14 protein-coding genes are annotated in these 17,334 nt (G+C 47.0%); 13 read left to right on the top strand and 1 reads right to left on the bottom strand.

Annotation, left to right across the window (positions count from 1 at the left end; genetic code table 11):
* Positions 1–64 precede the first annotated feature (64 nt).
* The 12 genes from ACYCS5_RS07435 to ACYCS5_RS07380 all read left to right on the top strand — a co-directional run bounded on the left by ACYCS5_RS07435 (position 65) and on the right by ACYCS5_RS07380 (position 15,797).
* Positions 65–1,006, top strand: a complete 942-nt coding sequence (locus ACYCS5_RS07435; protein WP_029519255.1) for a glycosyltransferase family 2 protein — start codon at positions 65–67, stop codon at positions 1,004–1,006.
* A gap of 40 nt (positions 1,007–1,046) precedes the next feature.
* Positions 1,047–2,000, top strand: coding sequence for a glycosyltransferase family 2 protein (locus tag ACYCS5_RS07430; RefSeq protein ID WP_029519253.1), 954 nt, complete (start codon positions 1,047–1,049; stop codon positions 1,998–2,000).
* A 73-nt stretch (positions 2,001–2,073) separates the two neighbouring features.
* Positions 2,074–3,453, top strand: coding sequence for a lipopolysaccharide biosynthesis protein (locus ACYCS5_RS07425; RefSeq protein ID WP_029519252.1), 1,380 nt, complete (start codon positions 2,074–2,076; stop codon positions 3,451–3,453).
* On the top strand, positions 3,428–4,402 hold the full coding sequence (locus tag ACYCS5_RS07420; RefSeq protein ID WP_340933206.1) for a polysaccharide pyruvyl transferase family protein: 975 nt from the start codon (positions 3,428–3,430) through the stop codon (positions 4,400–4,402). Before ACYCS5_RS07425 ends, ACYCS5_RS07420 begins: the two co-directional genes overlap by 26 nt.
* A 340-nt stretch (positions 4,403–4,742) precedes the next feature.
* Positions 4,743–5,324, top strand: coding sequence for a peptide deformylase (gene def, locus ACYCS5_RS07415; RefSeq protein ID WP_023990342.1), 582 nt, complete (start codon positions 4,743–4,745; stop codon positions 5,322–5,324).
* Between the two features lie 162 nt (positions 5,325–5,486).
* Entirely contained in the window at positions 5,487–7,277 is a 1,791-nt protein-coding gene (locus ACYCS5_RS07410) for a cache domain-containing sensor histidine kinase (RefSeq protein ID WP_459761009.1), read from the top strand.
* Positions 7,270–8,928 carry a response regulator gene (locus ACYCS5_RS07405; protein WP_459761008.1) on the top strand — a complete coding sequence of 553 codons (1,659 nt, stop codon included), beginning with the start codon at positions 7,270–7,272 and terminating at the stop codon, positions 8,926–8,928. The genes ACYCS5_RS07410 and ACYCS5_RS07405 overlap by 8 nt, the downstream gene beginning before the upstream one ends.
* Before the next feature lie 406 nt (positions 8,929–9,334).
* On the top strand, positions 9,335–10,741 hold the full coding sequence (locus ACYCS5_RS07400) for a cytochrome ubiquinol oxidase subunit I (protein WP_069011655.1): 1,407 nt from the start codon (positions 9,335–9,337) through the stop codon (positions 10,739–10,741).
* A complete protein-coding gene (gene cydB / locus ACYCS5_RS07395) occupies positions 10,728–11,741 on the top strand; it encodes a cytochrome d ubiquinol oxidase subunit II (RefSeq protein ID WP_080710733.1) in 1,014 nt (337 codons plus the stop codon). Before ACYCS5_RS07400 ends, cydB begins: the two co-directional genes overlap by 14 nt.
* Entirely contained in the window at positions 11,741–13,498 is a 1,758-nt protein-coding gene (gene cydD / locus ACYCS5_RS07390; protein WP_322252658.1) for a thiol reductant ABC exporter subunit CydD, read from the top strand. Before cydB ends, cydD begins: the two co-directional genes overlap by 1 nt.
* Positions 13,482–15,290 (top strand): thiol reductant ABC exporter subunit CydC, encoded by a 1,809-nt coding sequence (cydC, locus tag ACYCS5_RS07385; RefSeq protein WP_069011657.1) that lies wholly within the window; start codon positions 13,482–13,484, stop codon positions 15,288–15,290. The genes cydD and cydC overlap by 17 nt, the downstream gene beginning before the upstream one ends.
* Before the next feature lie 90 nt (positions 15,291–15,380).
* The gene (locus ACYCS5_RS07380; protein WP_209949899.1) at positions 15,381–15,797 is read left to right on the top strand and encodes a cupredoxin domain-containing protein; all 417 of its coding nucleotides are present in this window, start codon (positions 15,381–15,383) and stop codon (positions 15,795–15,797) included.
* A gap of 187 nt (positions 15,798–15,984) precedes the next feature.
* Here ACYCS5_RS07380 and ACYCS5_RS07375 read toward each other — a convergent pair whose 3' ends face one another.
* On the bottom strand, positions 15,985–16,134 hold the full coding sequence (locus ACYCS5_RS07375) for a hypothetical protein (RefSeq protein ID WP_340886406.1): 150 nt from the start codon (positions 16,132–16,134) through the stop codon (positions 15,985–15,987).
* A gap of 175 nt (positions 16,135–16,309) precedes the next feature.
* On the opposite strand from ACYCS5_RS07375, the gene ACYCS5_RS07370 reads away from it, so the two are divergent.
* A complete protein-coding gene (locus tag ACYCS5_RS07370; RefSeq protein WP_029519240.1) occupies positions 16,310–17,323 on the top strand; it encodes an ABC transporter permease in 1,014 nt (337 codons plus the stop codon).
* Positions 17,324–17,334: the final 11 nt, after the last annotated feature.

Raw genomic sequence — 17,334 nt, 5'->3', positions numbered from 1 at the left:
GCAATTGGAAAAACTTTGAATATCTCTTCCAAAGCATCTGGATACACACACAGGAGGTAATGGCATGTCCGATGTCTCCATCATCATTTGTACCCGCAACCGGATCGAAGACCTGACACGCTGTATACAATCTATTGCAGTACAGCAGCAATTGGAGCATACGGCTGTAGAACTGCTGATTGTTGATGACGGCGATATTTCCGACCAACAGATCGAGCAGTACCGTCACATGGTATCCGGATTGCCTCAAAGCGTTTTGAAATATTATAAAAAAAGTCGTCCCGGCGTTTGGTTATCTCGCTATGAGGCCTTGTCCCTTGTGCGGTATGATATTGTGCTGTATTTTGACGATGATGCAGAACTGGACGATAAACTCTATATCCGGCGCTTGCTCGATACCTATGATCAGGATAAAACGATTGTGGGTGTTGGAGGGATTGCAAAGGGATTACATTCGAGCCGGGCAGGAAAGCTGCTGGGCGTTTTGACATTTCAGATGTCTTCATCCCTCGGCAAGCTCTCGCCTAGTAGTCTGGCAGGTTCTTTGCTGCGTTGGGGCGAAGCAACTGAGGTTTTCGATACAGAATTCTTTCATGGCTGCAATATGTCCTTTCGTAGGGATGCGCTTCGGGATATGAAGCCGTATCCGTGGATGACCAGTTATGCTGTGGCTGATGATTTGTACATGTGCCAGTTGGCGAGCCGTTACGGCAAATTGGTTATCAATCCTGACTTAACCATTATTCATCATGAATCTCCAAGCTCGCGCGATAAGGCGGGCAAAGTAGCCAAGGCTACAGCGATTAACCACTATTATTTTCTTGCCTTGAAAAAGGCTGGAGTGATTCAGTATGGAGCCCTTTTATGGACCTTATCCTACTTGATGCTCAAAGAAACGCTGCGTCGCAATTTTAATGCCGCAGATGGATACAAGCAGGGGGTGTTGTTCATTCTGAACCCGCGCAAGCAAAAATATAACGAATATTTAGGCCCGGCGGTTCAGTAATCTGTTTTTTTACACATTGACAGGATAAAGGGGGAGTATGATGTTAAGCTTGTCCATTGCTCTGTGCACCCGAAATCGGGTTGACGATCTGACCCGATGCATCAATTCAATTGCCATTGGGGGAGCACCGGAGGCATGTGAAACCGAGCTATGGATTATTGATGACGGAGAACTGCCGAAGCATGTGCTGGAACGCTATGAGCGTCAGTTGGGCAGAGCAGGAATTACCTACCGATATCATCGTAAGGAGCAGCCGGGATTATGGTTATCTCGTGTAAAGACAGCTGAACTTGCGCAGGGTGACATTATTTTGTTCCTTGACGATGATGTTGAGTTGCCGAGCAACTATTTAAATGAGTTGATGCGTACCTATGAAGCTTACCCGCAGGCTGCTGGTGTCGGCGGTATTGCACAGGGAATGAGTAACAGCTTCATGGGAACGATTCGATGCTTGCTGTCATTCCAGCAGTCTTTGTCCAAAGGGAGGTTGTCCCTCAGCGGTCAGTCCGGCTCGATGTATAACTGGCATAAGGCCAAGAAGACGTTTAGAACCCAGTTTTTTCATGGCTGCAATATGTCATTTCGCCGTGAGGCGATTCGCAGTCTGGAGCCGGTACCTTGGTTGCAAAGCTATAGCGTAGGCGAGGATCTGTTACTTTCGCGCATCGCAATGAAAAGCGGTCCGTTATACATTAACCCGGCGCTTACGCTGCTTCATCACGAATCGCCGTCCTCACGCGACAATATGGAGCAGGTTACTTATATGCGTGTGATGAATCATATTCATTTACTGCGTGATGAGGGATCTGGGCCGATTGGTTATGCAGCGCTATACTGGACGACGTTGTATCAGATTTTGAGAGAAAAGCCCAAGAAAAATCATACTGCCATTCAAGGCTATAGAAGAGCGTTGAAAGCAATCTTTTCAAGTCCAAAGGAGCTTGTTGGCGGGGGGCAGTTGCCTGAACGCAATTCCAAAAAAACGGTAGGCTGATGGAGGTGCGTCAAAAGACGCGATGCGAGCATAGAGACGAGAGGCTTAATAAGGAACAGGAGTTGGACGTAACATGAGCACATGGACAGCAGCAAGGAAAGTATTCACGGGTGACAGTCTCGCCAAAACGATCATGCGCACGAGCTTTAACAATTTTTTTGTGCTAATCGTCACGACCCTGACTTCCATCCTGACCGCACGTATGCTCGGAGTGGAGGGGAAAGGAGAACTGGCGGCAGTTCTGTTCTGGCCTACGCTGATCGGCAGTGTGTTGAGCTTCGGGTTACCAACGTCGTTAATTTATAACATCAAGAAGAAAACAGGCACGACGGAAGAATTGCTGGCGTTGTCGCTCTGGATTCAGTTGCCTGCCAGCTTGTTGGCAGGAGCGGTGGCCTGGATATGCATGCCGCTGTGGCTGAATGGTTATGGTGCGGACATCATCCAACTGTCCCAGCTTTATTGTGCGGCAGCCATACCGCTGGCAGTGCTTACAGCGCTGACGACAGCATTGTCGCAAGGGCTGGATCGATTTAGCGTATATAACGGCCTGTTGTTTTACTACCCACTACTGAATTTCATCGGTCTGGTGACACTGTGGCTGATGGGCTTGCTCAATGTGCAACTGGCTGGAGCAGTGAATTTTGCCGCGAGTTTCCTTGCACTAGTGTGGGCGTTCCTCCGTTTGCGCAAGTATATGAATTTGCGTACTTTCCGCCCATTTACCAGCCGCCAAGTGCTTCGTCCTTATTATAGCTATGGAGCGAGGGTTTACGGGATGGAGTTGATGGGGACGCTGTCCACACAAACGGACAAAATCGTTATTGTGGCACTGCTATCACCCAAAGCGTTCGGCCTGTACTCTGTCGTCTACGCCTTGTCTCGTGTGTTCAATGTAGTGCAAAATGCCGTCACTAACGTTACCTTTCCAAAGGTTACGGGAATGGAGCACAGCAAGATTGTCGAAACGGTAGGACGTGCTTTTCGCATCTCTATGGCTGCGATGCTAATCGTCATTGTGCCTGCTCTCTTCATTGGACGATACATGCTGGGTTTGCTGTACGGCCCCGCTTTTCTGGAAGCATCGCTAACGTTCTACCTGCTGTCACTGGAATGTATCATTGGTGGCGGCTCATGGATTCTGGCTTCGGCCTTTAACGCGCTGGGGCGTCCGGGACTGGTATTGTTCCGGCAAATTGTAGCCTATGCGATCACCGTCGGTCTGTTTTTTATTTGTACACCGATCTTCGGTCTGGATGGCATTGCGATTGCTTTGCTTGTAGGCGCTTGTGTTCGGTTGGCGTTCTCACTGTTCTCGTTCCCCATGTTTTTCAATGTTCCGCTATCACGGATCATTTTTGATAAAAGTGATATTACATTTGTCATTCAAACTATACAAAAGAAGCGCAGGAAGGGAGAACTGAAAGATGCCGAATTTGCATCCCATGGCTAAACTGAAAAATAAGCTGAGCGTCATTCTCGACGTAGTCCCCCAAGGTTCGAATATCATTTATGTCGACTATCCCGTCTATAATAACGGTGGGGATGTACTCATCATGAAAGGCACCGAGGCGTTCTTCAAGGATAATGGCATCCGTGTCCGTGCTCGTTATAGCGCCATGGATATTCCCGATCAGCTTCAAATTCCGGGTGACTGGATTATCGTGTGCCACGGCGGCGGCAACTTCGGCGATCTCTATTCAAATCACCAAAATTTGCGGGAACGCATCGTTCGCGATTTCCCTGACCACCGAATTGTGATTATGCCGCAAACGATCCACTTCCAATCTGAACAGAAGGCTAATGAGGTCGCTGCCCTGTTTAATGCTCACCCGGATCTACATATGTTTGTGCGGGATACACGCTCTTATCAGTGGGCTAAGGACAAGCTGAACCAGTGCAGTATCACACTATGTCCTGATATGGCGCACCAGCTCTGGCCATTGAAGCCGACTACGGAAACCGTGAAGGATGTATTGTATTTCCTGCGTACGGATATTGAAACGGTGGGTGGACAAAAGAAGTTCGATGACGAGGCAGATGCCGCTCACCGGCTGGACTGGGATACTTTGTTCACTCCGTTGGAAGTGAAGGGAATCGTCTATTTCCAGAAGTTTTACCGACTGGATAAGAAAATCGGTGGCCCGTTGCCTACGCGTACATTCTGGTACAAGTACACAGACCATCTCATGAACAAGGCGGTTACGCTGTTCAGTTCTTATCGCGAGGTTCGCACTTCACGGCTACACGGTCACATTCTGGCCTGCCTGCTTGATATGCCGCACGTTGTCATTGACAATTCCTACGGCAAGAACTCGCAATATTATAATACCTGGACACACCCGAATCCAAAGGCGAAGCTGTTTAGTGAAGCTCCAAGTGCGTTGGAGCAGCCATCTTAATAGTAAGAAAAATTATTTTCAAAAGCCTCCTGATCATTGAAATGATTTAGGAGGCTTTTATATAGAGACAAAATCATTTAATGTGATAAATAATAAAGGCAGTGTATATTTAATGACTTAATCTAAAAGAGTAGGACGCCCCCGTAGAGGTCTTTATTGCGCCAATTTCCCCCAAAAAAAACGTCGCTTTATTTTGACAATTCATTTCATGAATAGATATAATTTATGGGATAAAACTTGCAGAAAACCGGGGAATTCCCCAGTTTTTGCATCGCATCATATATTACATGGCAGTACATCACATGAAAATATATTTATTTTAATGAATCGAGGCTGACGAATGAGTAATCAATCGATGGACATGCTTCTCACGAAGGATATCGTGCGTGAAGGGGAGTCTATTTTGCGTACGAAGGTTGATCCGGTATGCTTGCCACTATCTGAAGAGGATCTTCAACAGATGCAATGGATGCTGGATTATCTGAAAAATAGCCAAAATGAAGAGCTGGCTACCCGCTATGAACTGCGCCCGGGTGTGGGGTTATCTGCAAACCAGGTAGGTTTGAACAAAAGAATGTGCGCTATTTATTATGAAGATGGAGACAAAACGGTAGAGTATGCGTTGTTTAATCCGAAGTTAGTCAGCCACTCCACGTCCATGATTTATTTGGAGCAGGGTGAGGGGTGCTTGTCGGTAGATCGGTACGTAGCCGGATATGTACCGCGTTACGAAAAAATTCGTATTAAGGCCACTTTACCAGACGGAACACAGGAGCTATTGACGTTCAAAGGTTATGCAGCGATTGTTGTACAGCATGAAATGGACCATTTGGATGGTATTATGTTCTATGACCGTATCAACCCGGAAGATCCGCACAAGCTACCGCAGGGAGTGCATATCGAACCTTTTGTACGTAAATAGTTTAGGAATCGTAAAGTGTGGTGACTCTGTTCGCCACATTTTTTAAATTTTCTAAAAATATAGATATAGAGGTTACGAAGCATTAAACTGAAAACATGTTGATCGAGATGGAGGATGTGAAAATACACAAAAATGTAAGCGCTTATTTTAAGGGGGGATGGCATGAATCGTGGAGTACGGCTTCTGATGAATAATATGCGTATGCGGAATAAGTTGCTGTTCTCCTACGTACTGATTGTCATGATCCCGGTGCTGGTGGTTGGCGGCTGCGTAACTTTTTATTTGCGAGAGCAGGCATTGAATAGTGCAATTGCCCAGACGGTAAACAATGTGGAAAAGATCAAGAGCCAGACGGCAAATTTACTGCGTGTGCCAACGGATATTTCAAATGGGCTCATGTTCGATAAAAGGCTGAGGGAGATGGCGAACCGACGGTATCCGGGTATGGTAGAGCTGATGAATGCGTATCATCAATACAAGGATTTTAATGAGTATACTCAGCAATATAGAGAAGTTGCTACCATCCGGTTCTATTCGTACAATCCGACGCTTGTCAATAATCTGGAGTTTATTCCAGTGGACTCTAACATTGAGCGGCAGCAGTGGTTCCAGACGGCTTTGAAGGGGACGGCGATTAACTGGTTTTACATTCAGGATAAGGAGGATAACCCGGTTAATCGCTTAAGCCTGGTACGGCAAATTCCATTTCCCGAATACAATACCAAGGGAGTTCTGATGATATCGCTGAGCCAGACCGAGTTGAATCATATGCTGAGCAAGGAGCCTTTTGAAACATTGATTGCGGATCGTAACGGGATTGTGGTCGCAGCTACTCGTCCGCAGTCGGTGGGGCAGACGTTGGGCGATTTACATTTGGGCTTTGATGTCCAGCGTGCGGGTAAGGGGATATATGAAGCGAAAATCAACGGAATGCCCTCCAACATCATCGTGGATGAGCTGCTGCCCGCCTCCAGTGTGAGCGGATTTACGATTATTTCAGTGTTTTCGACGGAGCATATTGTACAGGGAGCCAACCGAATCAGCCTGATTGGTGCTTTATGTGTTCTTGCAGTGCTGGTTATGGCACTGATTCTGATCACCATCATTTCCTGGCTGATTACCAAACGCCTACAGCGGTTGAGCTATGAGCTGGGTAAGGTAGCCGCGGGCGATTTTCATGTGGTATCGAGTGTGGAGGGAAGGGACGAGATCGGGGATTTATCCCGCCGTTTCAACTATATGGTGAGTAGTATTCGCCAACTCATGGCGCAGGTCTATGAGACGAGTGAGCACAACAACAGGCTGGAATTGGCACAAAAGGATATCAAGTTAAAAATGATGGCCAGCCAAATTAATCCACACTTTCTGTTTAATGCATTAGAATCTATTCGAATGAAAGCACATCTGAATGGGGAAGCGGAAATTGCAACGACGGTGCGTTTGCTTGGCAGGCTGATGCGCCGGAATCTGGAGATTGGCAGTGGTAAAACGACGGTACTACAGGAGCTGGATATGGTGCGATCCTATTTGCAAATTCAGCAGTTCAGATTTGGAAATCGCTTGATCTATGAAGTGAATTTGGAAGAAGATGCGACGGACATGTCGATTCCTCCCTTAATCATACAACCGCTGGTGGAAAATGCGGTCATTCATGGACTGGAAAATAAGGAAGAGCCGGTTACCGTGAAGGTAAATATTGCAATAGAACAAAGAAAGTTGAAAATTAAAGTAGAAGATGACGGGATCGGCATGGAAGCTGGGCAACTGACCCGTCTGCTAGCTCGGATCAGGGGGACGGATGAGCCAGAAGGGAGCAGTATTGGCCTGCGTAATGTACATCAACGTCTGACATTGATGTATGGTGAACGTTATGGATTGCATATTGAAAGCGCATTACAAGTAGGAACAACCGTATACTTTTCCATACCAAGGGAGGAAGAGTCGAATGTATAAAGCGATGATTGTAGATGACGAGCCAGCGATTCGTGAAGGATTGTCCTCCATTATTGACTGGGGGGATTGTGGCTTCCGTATTGTCGATACGGCAGGGAATGGACGCGAGGCTCTGGATAAGTTCGGAGAGCATCGGCCGGAGCTAGTCATTGTAGATATTCGTATGCCCGGGATGAGTGGACTGGAGGTTATACGTAGTATACGTGAAAAGAACGGGGAGCCGTATCATTTTCTCATATTAAGCGGATATGCAGACTTTGATTATGCACGGCAAGCCATGGGCTTCGGAGTAGATGGCTATCTACTGAAGCCAGTTGATGAGGAAGAAATGACGACAGAGTTGAAGCGGGTACGGCAAAACATTGAGGATGAGAAAGAAGTCGGCAAATGGGGAAGTCCGCCTTCTCATGAGCGTAATTGGATCGAAGCTCTATTGTTTCCGGTTCATCGAGAGTATACTCGTAATGCTGTAGAAAGCAGCAATTCTCTGCACAGAGCATCCAAGCAGGCTGAACATCAAAGCGGTAACGGAAAACATGGACAACAGCCAGCGTTACCAGCATTGGACTGGAGTAGCTATCAGATTATTCTGATAGATTTACGTATACCTGACTGGGATCGGCAAGCCCGGCAGTCGGCAGCAAAGCAGCGACTAACAGAAATGTGCCATGAGCAAGGCAGAGGTATCGTGTTTGAGGCTGGAATATATGTGGGTCTTTTGCTTCCCGCCACGTTAAAAACGGAGAGAGATGCTGTTCAGTTACTGGCTGCTTGGCGACAGGAGCTAAAGGCGTGGGCTACGGAAATTTATGTGGCTGCCGGTGATCCTGTAGCCAGTCTTAGCGACATTCCCAGATCTTTTGAGCAGGCACTACGATTGTTAGAGCGTACGTTTTTGTTCCGGGCAGAAAGAGTCATGCTTTCCGGAGACCTACACAAATTGGAGACAGTCGAGACTGAGATGAGTGGAACGTCTGATAGTGTCACAGATGATCCCATACGTTATGCAGAAAAGCTGTACTATGCGCTAGATATGGCTAATAGTGCAGCTGCAACCCGTGTCATTAAGGAAATGGAAGGCCAATTTCCACGTATTTATCGTACAGAATCCGCAATCAAGGCGGCGTTCGCCCAAACATTCACACTGGCGTTGAACAAGTATGCAGCCGGACAGGATCACAGCCGAACCGTGCTGGAGGAGCACTCCAGCTTTATAACCGATGTATATGCTTATTCCACATTGGGCGAGCTGGTGGATCACTCGCTGGAGCATGTGTTGCAATGGATTGGACAGACTGATCCCGGTGGCAAGGACATCATCATGAAACAAATGATTGACTTTATTCATAGTCATTATGATGAAAATTTGCGATTGGAGTTACTGGCAGATATGTTTAATTACAATAGTGGCTATTTGGGCAAATTGTTCAAAAGTCATACTGGCGAGGCCTTTAATGCCTACCTGGATAAGGTGAGGATTGAGCGAGCAAGGGAGTTGCTTGCACAAGGAATTAAGGTACACCAGGTGGCGGAACGCGTAGGGTATGCGAACGCAGATTATTTTCATAGTAAATTTAAAAAGTATGCTGGAATGTCACCTTCCTCCTATCGTAATCGGGTTCAAAAGAACGGAGGAACAGATGGCTGTTGATAGAATCCCTAGGTATAACGCTATGAAGTCTCTCTTGCAGATGTCGGAGGTACAACCTTCGAACGAAGAGGGGCTCTTTTTTATGGTGAAAAAACAGATAGATCAATCGAAAATGTCACATTTATTATGGAGTTTAGGTCGTTTTCATCAAATCGCCATCGTTATGACACAACTTTGACACGATGTTCACATTTTTGATTCTATTTCATTTAAATTTATTCTATATAATGGGGATAATCTGAAGCCGGATCATGATAACCATAGTGAAGGTAGTTGAGTGATTCATTTTCTAAAAAAGTGACCGCTGCATATGTAAGAATGTGAATACTATCACAAATGTAGAAGACTTCAGATTACAGACACTATAAATCAATGTTAAGAGAAGTGTAGGGGGAGGAGCAACATCATGGACGTATTGGATTTGGCACGGTTGCAGTTTGCAACCACAACGATTCTTCACTTTGTTTATGTGCCGATCTCCATTGGATTGTCGTTATTGGTGGCAATTATGGAGACTATGTATGTTATCAAGAAAAATGACTTGTACAAAAAAATGGCTCAATTCTGGGGAACGTTTCTGCTGATTAACTTTGCACTGGGCGTAGTCACCGGGATTTTGCAAGAATTCCAGTTCGGGATGAACTGGTCGGACTTTTCCCGTTTTGTGGGTGATGTATTCGGTACGCCGCTGGCAATTGAAGCACTGCTTGCATTTTTCCTAGAATCGACCTTTATCGGATTATGGGTGTTCGGTTGGGAAAGATTGTCCAAAACGGTCCATCTAATTTGTATGTGGTTGGTATCGATCGGTACGATGTTATCGGCATTGTGGATTCTAGCTGCTAATTCATTCATGCAACGTCCAGTAGGATATGAGATTCAAAATGGACGTGCAGAAATGAAAGATTTTGCCGCTTTGTTAACAAACGAACAACTGTTATGGGAATTTCCACATACATTGTTTGCTGCTTTTGCAACGGGGGCATTTCTGATCGCGGGTATCAGTGCATGGAAGCTGATGCACAAAAAGAATATGGACTTTTTTAAACCTTCTTTTAAATTGAGTATTATTGTTGCCTTAATCAGTGCCATTGCTATTCCTTTGTTTGGTCATGGACAGGCTCAATATTTGGTGAAAACACAACCGATGAAGATGGCTGCCAGTGAGGGATTATGGGAGAACAGTGGTGACCCCGCTCCTTGGACCGTTATCGCATGGATTGATCCTGGAAACAAGGGAAATACCTTTGAGATTAAAGTTCCTTTTGCTTTGAGTTTTCTATCCTATAGTAAATTTACCGGCTCTGTGCCTGGTATGAATGAGCTGCAAGCCCAATATGAAAAAACGTATGGTCCGGGCGATTATATCCCGCCAGTACGTACCACGTTTTGGAGCTTCCGCATTATGATTGCGGCTGGATGTGGCATGATTGCACTCGCCTTATACGGGGCTTACCTGACGTTCCGTAAAAAGCTGGAAGGTTCACATCGCTGGTTCTTCCGTCTGATGATATGGGGGATATCCCTTCCATTCATTGGGAATACTTCAGGTTGGATCATGACTGAAATAGGTCGCCAACCGTGGACGGTATTTGGTTTGCTTCAAACGAAAGATTCTGTTTCGCCTACAGTTGTGGCAGGAGAAGTGCTATTCTCGTTCATCTCATTTACCACATTGTATTTAATTTTAACAGGTGTGCTGGCGTTTCTGTTTTACCGTACGGCTCGCAAAGGTCCAGATATTGAGCCACATCAGCAAACGGTAATTCATGATCCTTTTGCTCAAGGGGGTGACACCATTGTCGCTAAATGATTTATGGTTCTTATTGATCGCTGTGCTGTTTACGGGCTTCTTTTTTCTGGAGGGCTTTGATTTTGGCGTAGGAATGGCCACAGGATTGGTGCCGCGTAATGACCAACAAAAACGTTTGATGATCAATACGATTGGTCCATTCTGGGATGCCAACGAAGTGTGGCTGATTACAGCAGCAGGTGCAATGTTTGCCGCTTTTCCGCATTTTTATGCGACTATGTTCAGCGGATATTATCTCGTATTTGTGTTTATTTTGCTAGGTTTGATCTTGCGTGGAGTTTCTTTTGAGTTCCGCGGAAAGGCTGAAGGAAAATGGTGGACAGGAACGTGGGATGCCTGCATTCTGATTGGCAGCTTTCTACCGCCGATGCTGTTCGGTATGGCTTTTGCGGCTTTGGTGAAAGGTGTACCTATTCAGCAAAACATGGATTTGAAAGCTGGATTTTCCGATGTATTCAATGGATATACCGTATGGATTGGACTGACAGTGGTCGGAATGTGCCTAATGCACGGACTGACGTTTATTTCTCTGCGGACGATTGGAGAAGTACGGGATCGTGCTCGCGTGATGGCATCCAAATTTCTTCCGGTATTGGGCATTTTACTCGCTGGCATGGTGGTATGGACTTATTTTGCAACGGATTTATTTGCGCGTCGCGGTCCCTTTATGTATGCTGCGGTAGCAGTCGGAATTGTCGCCTATGTGCTGACGTGGTACTTCCTGAAGCAGCGCCGTGAAGGATGGGCCTTCGGGATGACAGGTGCAGTGATTTTGCTGACCTTCGTTTCGTTATTCGTCGGTTTGTTCCCAAGATTTATGGTGAGCTCGATTAACAGTGCTTTTGATTTGACGATTTATAATGCAAGCTCCAGTCATTACACCCTGAAAGCCATGACGATTGTTGCAGCAACGCTTTTACCCTTTGTGCTGGCTTATCAGGCGTGGAGCTATTTTGTTTTCCATAAGCGTCTCAGTGAGAAGGATCATTTGGAATACTAATGGATAAGGCATGGTTTGAATTAAAGGGCATTCGGCCAGTGATGCTGCTACTGGCTGCCCTTTCCCTGCTCCAGGGGGCCGCAGTGATTGCACAAGCAGTCTTCTTGGCAAAGGCTGTTACGATTTTGTTTGAACAAAATCCGCTGGTGATGGCTTGGCCGTCGCTGGCGTTGTTTTTCGCTGCTTTTGCAACGAGGCATACGGCGATCTGGCTGCAACGCCGGACAGCAGGCCGTTTTGCTGAAGCTTCAGGCGCTTCCTTACGGGAGCGTCTGCTTGCACGTTTGTTCGAACGGGGACCGGGTTTTGCAGCGCAGGAAGGTAGCGGCAAGTTGGTGACGCTAGCGCTGGACGGCATGGATCGTTTTCGCACATATTTGGAACTGTCCATTCCTCGTATGATTGACATGATGGCTGTCACTATACTTGTACTTGTGTATGTTTTCACATTGGATGTCATTTCAGGTGTGATTTTGACGACTACGATGCCGATTCTGGTAGGCTTCTTTATTTTACTCGGCTTGGCGGCGCGGAAGCAGGCAGACAAGCAGTGGCGTTCCTATCGTCTGTTATCTCACCATTTCACGGATTCGCTGCGTGGACTTCAGACATTAAGGTTTTTGGGTCGTAGCCAAGAGCATGGGGAAACAGTTGGGAAGGTCAGCGACCAATACCGCACGGCAACGATGCGCACGCTGCGGGTAGCGTTTCTTTCCTCATTTGCCCTTGATTTTTTTAGTATGCTATCGGTCGCATTTGTTGCGGTAGGCTTGGGTTTGCGCCTGATTAGTGGCTCGGTGGGTTTGGAGGCAGCGCTTGCGGTGCTTATTCTGGCCCCAGAATATTTTATGCCCATACGCCAGTTGGGATCAGACTATCATGCTTCACTGGATGGTAAGGAGGCTTGGGGAGCAATCCGCTCCATTCTCAGTAAAGAAGATGACGCTACCGAGCCGAATAAACAGGCAGCTAACGATAAAGGATTGGACATCACGGGACAGGACATTCTTGAGCTGTCCGATGTGTGCCTCCTTAATGAAGACGGTTCGGCTCGGCTTGAACATGTGTCTGCCAATGTTGAACCGCACATGAACATGATCGGCATCGTTGGAGCTAGCGGTGCAGGTAAAACGACGCTGCTTAGCCTGCTTGGCGGTTTTGCTGATCCCACTTCGGGCGAACTGCTCCTGAATGGATGCAGATTGGCTGGGGATGCAAAAGCTGAATGGCAACGGCATATTGCGTATATTCCACAGCATCCATACCTGTTTAGCGCTTCTCTGGCAGATAATATTCGTTTTTATGAACCGGAGGCATCCAACCAGCAGGTGGAGTGGGCGGTTGACGCGGTTGGACTGCGTGAACTGGTAGACGGTCTTCCGGGTGGAATGAATGAGTCCATTGGTGAAGCGGGTAGGACGTTGAGCGGAGGACAGGCGCAGCGGATTGCATTGGCGCGGGCGTTGCTCAGTAACCGTCCGGTCATTTTATTGGATGAGCCTACGGCGCATCTGGATATTGAGACAGAGTGGGAGCTAAAACAGACGATTTTATCGGTTTTGAAACACAAAAGAGTGTTTCTTGCCACCCACCGGCTACATTGGATGCCAGATATGGACTGTGTCTGGATGATGAATCAAGGTCGTCTGGAAGAAGTAGGTTCCCATCAACAATTGATTGCCCGTAAGGGGGCATATTACCGATTGCTGACGGGGATGTCGGAAGGAGGGAACGGACGATATGAGAGTAACGGATAATAGCAGACAAGGCTGGTTTGTGACGTATCTGAGACAATATTTTTGGGCCTTTCTGCTAGCTGCTCTTTTAGGCGCGCTGGCCATTGGATGTGCGGGCGCGTTGCTTTTTACGTCCGGTCATCTGATTACCCGTTCGGCCTTAAAACCGGAAAATATATTAATGGTGTACGTTCCAATTGTGCTTGTGCGAACATTTGGTTTTAGTAAAGCGGTTATTCAGTACCTGGAACGCTTGGTAGGACATGATGCCGCACTGCGTCTGGTGTCCCGTATGCGGGTACGCTTATATCGGGCAGTAGAACCGCAGGCGCTGATGATCCGCAGCAAATTCCGTACAGGGGATTTATTGGGGTTGCTGGCAGAGGATATTGAGCAGCTTCAAAACATCTATCTGAAGCTAGTTCTGCCTGCGCTATCGGCTTTGCTGATTTATGCAGCAGGCATCTCGGCGCTCGGACGGATGGACGGAACCTTTGCCTTGCTTATGGCGCTATATGGAGGATTTTTGCTTTTTATTGCCCCAGCTATCTCACTATGGACCTCACTCGCCAAACGGCGAATGTTCAAGCAGGAACGGAGTAAAGCCTATCAGGACCTGACGGATGCTCTGTTCGGCATGAGTGATCTGGTGCTGAGCGGACGGACTGGGCATTTCCTGAGTACCTTTACACAACGGCACAATAGGGCTGCCGTGATGGAAAATTCACTTCGCCGGGGCGAGTGGCGTTCTCATTGGATGGCACAATGCGTTGTAGGCGGTGGGATTGTGATTATGACTGTGTGGGCCGGAGGCCTAGTAGCACAGAATCGTATAGAAGCCACATGCCTGGCATCCTTTGCCCTTGTGGCTTTTCCGTTGCTGGATGCCTTCGTTCGCGCTGGAGAAGCAGTGGTGCATGCACCGGAGTATCAGGATTCCCTTCGACGGTTGAAGGATTCGGAGAAAGACACACCTACACCTGTGTCATCATCGCTTCCGGTTACTGTGGATGCAGGACACCCAGCAGCAGGCGGCACAGCTGACACTATAGATGAGCAGGCTGCCGCTCTGGGATTGGGCCACGGAGGAGACCTGCTGCTGAACAACGTAAGCTACCGCTATGCGGCAACGCAGGAATGGAGCGTGCGTGGTATCTCCTTGCACGTACCGCAGGGGGGCAAGGTTGCATTGCTTGGTCGCAGTGGTGCGGGCAAGTCCACGCTACTGAATCTGATTCAGGGAGCATTGCAGCCTGATGAAGGGAGCGTCACTGTCGCAGGGATTCCCGTATACACAGGTGGAGCATACTCCAATCTATTTGCGGTGCTGAACCAGCAGCCGTATTTATTCGATACAACGGTAGCGAACAATATTCGGCTGGGACGACCCGATGCTACGCTGGATGAGGTGCGTGCAGTGACGAAGCAGGTAGGGCTTGGAACTCTAATTGATTCTTTGCCGGAGGGCTACGATACCCGAATGCATGAGACGGGCCTTCGTTTTTCCGGTGGAGAAAAACAGCGAATTGCACTGGCGCGGATTTTGCTGCAAAATCACCCGATTGTTTTGCTGGATGAGCCGACAGTGGGGCTTGACCCGCTGACAGAGCATGAGCTCATGCAGACGATGTTTCGTGTGCTGAAGGGCAAAACATTGATCTGGATCACGCATCATCTCACAGGAATGGAGCATATGGACGAGGTGATCTTTATGGAGCAGGGCACCATTTCCATGCGCGGCAGTCATGAGCAGCTGTGGCAGGAGCAGTCTCGTTACCGTAATCTGTATGAGCTGGATCATCCGAGCCTGTGAAATGAGGTATTTAAAATTTTGATTAACTTTTATATACTGGTTAGAGTTGATGCGTCACATGCAGACATTCAACTGGAGAGGCTGATATGAATGAAAACACTAATCTCTAAGCATTGGCATTTGATGCTGATTGGTTTTGTAGCCCTGAGCATGGGCGGGTTTGTCTTGTTTTATTTTCAGGGGAGCGTGTCGTCGTTTCCGGCCATTCAACCTAAACAAGCTCAGGAAGAGCCAGACAAAACTAAATATGAGATTGTTACAGTGGGTGTAAAAGGGGACGGTTTCTATCCTAAAAATATTGAAGTGAAAGCCGGCGTTCCAACCAAAATCAATTTCAAGAAAATGACATCCTTCACTTGCATTGATGAAGTGCAGTCGTTGAAGATCGGAATGGACGTTTACCTGGATCACGAAAATAATTATTTTACCGTCCAGGACTTGAAACCAGGCGTATATGAGTACAATTGCGGTATGTACATGTACTACGGGACCATCACAGTAAAATAAATCAAAAAAGCTTTCTGGCACATTGATGCCAGAAAGCTTTTTTTCCTTCAATCAATCATTAGGTTAATTGCGACAGTGTGTATATATCATCCACCACCTGTGGTGCAGTATGCATTATCCTTTTTGCATTATGCTTTATCCTTTACCCTTTACCTCTGATCAGCTTACATTGCTGATCTTTTGTTTTTTACAAGACTTCTTTCAGGGAATTTACATTAGAACGGAACAGGCGGAATGTGCTGGACAAGCGAAGCGGTCGCCTTAAAGCTTTCTGCAGGAAAGCTCGCATCGCAAGCATAAACTGTCCCCGGCTTTCTACCTTTGTGTGCTTATTCAAGAAATCCGGGGACAACAGCGATGGGAAGCACCATCCGCATGCGTAGTGGCACGAATGTAATTTTTTTCATCCCATATATCTAATTTTGAACTGATTTTTCTCCTAATTCGTCGGGTATCCGCTTCCAAGCCAGCAAAGTATGATAATAGTATCTAGAGATGAGGAGGAGCTTGTTATGGGATCTTCAACTGAAACCGCTTCCAACAATAGTGCTTTGATTCCTGAATCCAATAGGGGAAGACCACGCAAGGCTCGCGGCCCGAAGCCTGACCGTGGTAAAAAAGGCTTGTGGGACAGTGTGAAGCAGCAAAAGTATCTTTATTTTATGTCCATTCCTTTCGTCATATGGGTGTTTGTTTTCAGCTATCTTCCGCTTTGGGGCTGGACGATGGCGTTTCAAAATTATAAGCCAGCCAAATCTTTTACGGACCAGAAATGGGTAGGGCTGGATAACTTTATTGAGCTATTTCAGGATGAACGATTTTATCTGGTATTACGCAATACGCTAGCGATGAGCCTGATGGGGATTGTATTTGGTTTTGTCGTACCGATCTTCTTTGCAATTCTGTTAAATGAGCTGCGTGGTATGCTGTTCAAACGGTTTGTGCAGACAATATCCTACCTCCCGCATTTTGTATCCTGGGTAGTTGTGGCCGGCTTGGTCACCAAGATGCTGTCCATTGACGGAGGCATTGTCAACGATGTATTGGTAGCGCTTCATATTGTGGATGAACCGATTCAGTTCATGGCAAAGGGGAGCTGGTTCTGGTATATTGTAACCGCTTCCGACATATGGAAGGAGACAGGTTGGAATACGATTATTTATTTAGCTGCAATCACCGGAATTGATCAAGAACAGTATGAAGCATCGCGCGTGGATGGAGCGAGTCGTTGGAGACAGATGTGGCATATTACACTGCCGGGTATCCGCTCGACGATTGCCATTCTGTTCATTATGGCGATTGGACATCTGGTGAGCAACGGTTTTGAAAAGCAGTTCTTGCTTGGCAATAGTCTTGTGACGGATTATTCCGAGGTGCTGGATCTGTACGCGCTCAATTACGGGATTAATTTGGGTCGCTTCTCTTACGGGACGGCAATTGGTATTTTCAACTCGCTGGTTAGCATTCTGCTGTTGTTTACGGCGAACGGTATATTCAAAAAACTGACCAAAGAAAGCATCATGTAGGGAGGGAGAAG

Source organism: Paenibacillus sp. SEL3, from assembly GCF_054602585.1.
Note: the sequence above shows the minus strand (reverse complement) of the source record. Positions and strands in the feature narration are given on the sequence as shown.

Coding starts and splice junctions, on each gene's coding strand:
- ACYCS5_RS07435 (WP_029519255.1), top strand. CDS start 65: ATGTCCGATGTCTCCATCATCATTTGTACCCGCAACCGGATCGAAGAC.
- ACYCS5_RS07425 (WP_029519252.1), top strand. CDS start 2,074: ATGAGCACATGGACAGCAGCAAGGAAAGTATTCACGGGTGACAGTCTC.
- ACYCS5_RS07400 (WP_069011655.1), top strand. CDS start 9,335: ATGGACGTATTGGATTTGGCACGGTTGCAGTTTGCAACCACAACGATT.
- ACYCS5_RS07410 (WP_459761009.1), top strand. CDS start 5,487: ATGAATCGTGGAGTACGGCTTCTGATGAATAATATGCGTATGCGGAAT.
- ACYCS5_RS07420 (WP_340933206.1), top strand. CDS start 3,428: ATGCCGAATTTGCATCCCATGGCTAAACTGAAAAATAAGCTGAGCGTC.
- def (WP_023990342.1), top strand. CDS start 4,743: ATGAGTAATCAATCGATGGACATGCTTCTCACGAAGGATATCGTGCGT.
- ACYCS5_RS07405 (WP_459761008.1), top strand. CDS start 7,270: ATGTATAAAGCGATGATTGTAGATGACGAGCCAGCGATTCGTGAAGGA.
- ACYCS5_RS07430 (WP_029519253.1), top strand. CDS start 1,047: ATGTTAAGCTTGTCCATTGCTCTGTGCACCCGAAATCGGGTTGACGAT.
- ACYCS5_RS07370 (WP_029519240.1), top strand. CDS start 16,310: ATGGGATCTTCAACTGAAACCGCTTCCAACAATAGTGCTTTGATTCCT.
- ACYCS5_RS07380 (WP_209949899.1), top strand. CDS start 15,381: ATGAAAACACTAATCTCTAAGCATTGGCATTTGATGCTGATTGGTTTT.
- cydC (WP_069011657.1), top strand. CDS start 13,482: ATGAGAGTAACGGATAATAGCAGACAAGGCTGGTTTGTGACGTATCTG.
- cydD (WP_322252658.1), top strand. CDS start 11,741: ATGGATAAGGCATGGTTTGAATTAAAGGGCATTCGGCCAGTGATGCTG.